2 protein-coding genes are annotated in these 5,827 nt (G+C 36.9%); both read right to left on the reverse strand.

The window, feature by feature from the left end; all coding sequences use genetic code 11:
- On the reverse strand, nt 1–3,363 hold a 3,363-nt coding region (locus ACFX5D_RS16130), incomplete at its 3' end, for a DUF11 domain-containing protein (protein WP_379859224.1).
- A 1,249-nt stretch (nt 3,364–4,612) separates the two neighbouring features.
- Nucleotides 4,613–5,827, reverse strand: a 1,215-nt coding sequence (locus ACFX5D_RS16135; protein WP_379859225.1) for an Ig-like domain-containing protein, incomplete at its 5' end; no start/stop codon positions are given.

The following is a 5,827-nucleotide window of genomic DNA, read 5'->3' on the forward strand; positions in this document are numbered from 1 at the left end:
CTGTGCTGAAGTGGCTAAACATCCGTTGGCATCCCTGATTGTTATCGTATAAGAAGCTCCTGCCGCTACACCTGTAAAGATGTTCGAGGACTGGAAGGTTACTCCGCCATCTATACTAAAGGTATAGGGAGCCGTACCACCCGAAGCCAGTACCGTAATGGTTGCCACATTGGCTACGCACGCAGTTACCGAGGCTGAGACTATGGCCGCTTGCCCACAAAATACCGTTACTGAAACTGTTGCTTGGTCACAATTGGCTGGATTTAGAACCTCACAGATTTGATATATTAAAGAGTAAGAACCTGCAGGCGTACCAGCAGCAACTAACACATTCGTGCCTGAAAGAGTAATACCAGCATTGGTAGAAGAAACGAAAGTAGTATTCACTTGGGCAGCTATAACAGCAGAACCGTTAAGTGTATCATTACCCAAAACATTAGTAAAAGCCGTTCCTCCAGTAGATCCGTTCACAGGAACACCAGTATCGTTAACCGCATCAATGCCAGGAGCATTTACCGTTACTGAAACTGTTGCAGTATCACAATTGGTTGGATTCGATATTTCACAAATTCGATATATTAAAGAATAAGTTCCTGCAGGAGTACCGGCAGCAACCATTACATTTGTGCCAGAAAGCGTAACACCAGCATTGGAAGAAGACACAAAAGTAGTATTCACTTGGCCAGATAAAACAGCCACACCATTAAGTGTATCATTACCCAAAACATTATTAAAAGCAGCTCCGCCTGTAAATCCATTTATAGGAGAACCCGTATCATCATTAGCGATAATTACGTTAACAGGTGTTGTTGATGCTGTTGAAGTATTATTACTGAGATTGGGATCCGGTTGATTTCCTGTTACTGTTGCCGTATTAGCATAATTGCCAACAGCATTAACAGTAGCCGTAATTGTTAAAGAGGCATTGGCACCATTATTTAAGCTATTAATTGTCCAAACACCAGTTGCATTATTATAACTACCCGTTGTAACAGTAGAACTTACATACGTATAACCAGAGGGCAATAAATCATTGACGACAACACCCGTTGCATTGCCCCCACCTACTCCTCCATTTGAAGCTGTAATAGTAAATATTATATTTGAACCTACATTCGGTGTCGCATTATTTACAGTCTTAAGAATACTCAAGTCATTTACAGCACAAATTAATGAACCTCCATTACTATTATGAGTATCAACAAAAGCACCATATACATTTATAGCATTGATAACACTGGCAAGAGCGCTAACAGAAAATCTAATTTCGTCGAAAGGTAAAGTAGCGAAAAATCCAACATTATAAAATCCAGGACCAGAACCAAAAATAGGACCTCCCAATAGTGTTAAATCAATTAGAGAACTACCCCCTTTTGTTTCTTGAAGAACTCCATTATTATAAGTAGAAACTGTTAAAGATTGGAATAAATTTAATTGAACTAAAGTATTCAAATCTTGAATAGTAAATCCTGCAAAGGTTCCCGCTGGATAGGTATATAATTGATCTGCAACTGCAATAGAACCAGAAGCTAAAACACCCGCGGTTAATGTAATTTGTGCAAAATCGGCTGTGCTTGCAGTTAATACATTGTTTGTGTTATTTACAGCACATGCCACGCAAGCCACACCACTAATTCCGGATCTGGCACCATCAATAATAACCGGAAATGTTGGGTTTGTAAGCGCATACGTTTGATTACACGCAACTGTTGTTGAACAGAATCTCTCTAATAATGCACTATAAACTTTTACGGTTCCTAAAGTAACTGTTGCAAGATTAGTTAGTTTAATTTGCACTTCATCAAAAGGCAAAGTAGCAACAAATCCTATAGTTTGTCTTCCTGTCCCCACTATTATGTTCGTATTAACAGAAATCAAAGAGCCGTTTCCAGTTTTAGTTTCTTGCTGGACACCATTTAAATAAGTAGTAACTATAATGGCATCAAAAACATTCGCGTTTAATAAACCAACGCTTTCAATATCGAATCCGGCAAAAGTACCTGCAGGATAGTCTGTAATTTGATCTTTTACAGAAATTTTACCACTGGCACCAATGCTTGCTGTTAAATCAACATTAGCAAAATTAGTTGTATTTGTATCGATTAAATTGTCAGTATCACTAACAGAACAAAGCGCACATACTATACCATCAATTCCGGTTCTAGCGCCATTTATGAATACCGGATAGGCCGGTGCATTAATTGCCGTTGGGGTGTTACACGGTAAAGCCGGACCCGCACAGAATTTTTCAAATGCCGCATTATAAACTCTGGTTGAACCAAGGGTCACGCCCACGGTTTGATTGATGGAAATTTGAACTTCATCAAAAGAAGTGGTCGAAACAAATCCTAATTGGTAACGACCACTTGCATTAAGAAGCACAGCGCTTACGAGTAAATTATTAGCGGAAAATTGTTGTTGTTGCGCACCATTCAAATAAGTCGTTATTTGAATATTACTGAGTAGCGCAGTATTGATAAGATTTATGTTTTCAATTTCAAAACCAGCATACGTCCCTACAGGATAGTCGGTGACTTGGTCTTTTATAGCTAAACTTACAGAACCGACAGCACTAACCAATAAATCTAGACTGGCATAATCTGTAGTGCTTGAGGATATTGCATTTTCAGGATTTGAAACACTGCCTACACCAATTCCAGATATTCCGGTATGCGAATTTACAATTGCCGCAGGGAAAGCTGGAAGATTAAAAGCAGTAGGTGTGTTACATACCAATGCCGGTCCGGCACAATAGTTTCTGATCACCGCAAAATAAATATCTGTAGTAGTGGCCACACCTACTAAACTACTAATAGAAATTTCAATCGCATCAAAAGATAAGTTTGTATTAAACCCTAAAATGTAATTGCCCGAACCTAAACTTAAGTTTATTAACGAACCTCCAGTTGTAGTTTCTCTTAATACACCACCAAGATAGGTTTTGACAGAAATATTATTCAGTAATGCTACTGACAAACCTCCACTGGGAGCAATTCTGAAACCGGCAAAATTTCCGGCAGCAAAAGTGTCATTGCCGTCCGTTACTCTTAAATTATGAGTAACACCGAGTCCTGCTAAGGTGGAAGCTGTCGCAAAATTAGTTAAATCGACATCTGTCAAGTTCCCCACATTTGAAATACCACAACCTATCAGACATGCACCAGAAGTTGATGAACTAACTGTTAAATTATCAAATGTGCCAGTTATTAAAGGTACCGGGACTTCAGTATTACATTGAACAGTTCCATTACTTAAAGTTGACACTTTTTTTGGAGGGTCAATTTTAACAGTATTAGAATACGAATTTACATTACCAACAAAAATTAAGAATGCCAGTAAAAAAAGGGTAATATTTGATTTCACGATATCTTAGATTTAGTTTGAATTTTCCTTAAAAGTGATTGTAGAGTCTGCTTTTTTAATTATAACACTAACTAACAGCGTTTGTATTGTTATATTTACAAATAGATTATATTCTTATGATTTGCCTTAAAAATGGTAACAAATCACAAATATTTTTATTAAAACAAGATTTAACAGGGATACTCTATTATATCCATAAAATCTCTTACATAAATAAAGTAGGATAAAAACTGAAAACTTACACATTGGAGAAATGTAACTTACAGTAATAGGGGCAAAATCAAAAAATTTAAAAAAATAAAAAATTAAATTTAAAAATTTATAAACCAATAAATAGGTCAAAACCTGACATTTACACGATGGGGAGTGCAACTTACAGTAAGAGAATCAACTTCGAAAAAACAGGAAGCATCCGCTCTACAAAATAACTTATTGTTGAAATCAATAACTAAGTTATTTATTAATCTTCACAGTTTTTATTAAACAACGAAAATCATATTTTCATAATAATACCTAAAGATAATGACAAATTACCAAAATGTATTGAAATAAATAGAAACATCGTTAAAAGTCAATTTTATTCGATAAAAAACGTGGTGCATAGGAAATTTTTCATGAAAATTTAAGCTGTTTTAACCCAACCGCGCAGATTGTCTTTACTGTGATATCCTATAGCCCATTTTATGTAAAAAAATAATCAAAAAGATAAATTTAAACAAGCAAATTTATAAGTATTAAGAAATGGAATAGGTCTGTCAATTACGGAGAAAATCAGAAGTACTATTATTTCTAACATTGTTTAAAACTAGCTTGTTATTTTTGTCTTTTCTCCTCTTTTCATTTTGAAATTTCTTTAGCCGCAGATCATGTAATGGAGCTGACTGTTGCCGAAAGTTTAGTACCAGCATCCAAAAAAGCAAAGACCATCACTCTTTATAAATAGTACGGTTTTAAGGAAGCAACTTCGCATATCGATGACAAATACGGAATTCACGTGGATGATGTCCATAAAATATCGGATATATTATACAAATAATTTAAAGAGAAATATTGCTTAAAAATCACCAAATATGAAACTGCTGTAGAAGAAGATGAATTACATATTACATATTTGAAATTAGATAAAATAACTGGTTGATATGGAGTAAAAATAAAAAAGTATCCGCAAAGAGACTGCCCCCAAAAAGTTAGACACTATTTGGGGGCAGTATAAATCTGGATGCTTATTAATTTAAATTAATTTTTTGAATTATTTGGAAGACATTACTTTTTTAGTAAATGTTCCTTGATTAGTTGTTACTTTCACAACATAAACTTGATCTTGTCTTTTGCTTGCTTTAAGATCCAGTGTTACTTCTTTATCTAGGTAACTATCGGCATCGGTTTTAGAAAGCACAGACATTCCTTGCGTATTAAACACTTCAATTTTCACATCAGATTTGTAATCAAATTTGTATTTGATCGTAAGCTGATCTTTGAAAGGAACTGGGTAGGCATCGAAACCTATGGTTGTGGTTTTTGCTTCTATTGGAGCAGTTTTAGCTGTTGTTTTAGTATTTGGATTGGTTATTTTAGCAGCTGGTGGTGAACAAGGCGATACTGAACAATTGGATGCATCACAACTTGCTGCATTTGAAACACAGCCAGTATTTTTATTTCTAACTCTTATTCCAGTTGCATCACCGGGATTTAAATTATCAAAAAGTATAGTGGATTGCCATGTTCCAGTATCACCGTTTTTTATACTGTATTCATAATCTATGCCACATGGACTATTTATGGTAACACTTCCAGTTGCAGGTCCGCAAAGAGATGGCTGTACTATGCAAAAAGTTGGCGCTTTAGGTACCGCATTAATTGTTAAGGTCACGGCTGTTCTAGTGAGACTCGAGCAGGTTCCGTTGGATGCCTGAGCGTAGTAAGTAGCCGATCCTGTTGTATTCGTTGTAGGACTTCCGACTACGTTTCCTCCTGTAGCTGTATCATACCAGGTGATGGTTCCGCCAGTTGCTGTAGCAGTTAAAGTTTGAATCGGAGATTGCTCACATTGGATTTTATCTCCTCCACTTGTTGGTGCTGCAGGTGCGGCATTAATCGTTAAGGTCACGGCTGTTCTAGTGAGACTCGAGCAGGTTCCGTTGGATGCCTGGGCGTAGTAAGTAACCGATCCTGTTGCATTCTTTGTAGGACTTCCCACTAAGTTTCCTCCTGTAGCTGCATCATACCAGGTGATGGTTCCGCCAGTTGCTGTAGCAGTTAAAGTTTGAATTGGAGATTGCTCACATTGGGTTTTATCTCCGCCACTTGTTGGTGCGGCAGGTGCGGCATTAATCGTTAAGGTCACGGCTGTTCTAGTGAGACTCGAGCAGGTTCCGTTGGATGCCTGGGCGTAGTAAGTAACCGATCCTGTTGTATTCTTTGTAGGACTTCCGACTAAGTTTCCTCCTGTAGCTGCATCATACCA

This window comes from Flavobacterium fructosi (genome assembly GCF_042787335.1).
In the GTDB taxonomy this organism is placed as follows: domain Bacteria; phylum Bacteroidota; class Bacteroidia; order Flavobacteriales; family Flavobacteriaceae; genus Flavobacterium; species Flavobacterium fructosi.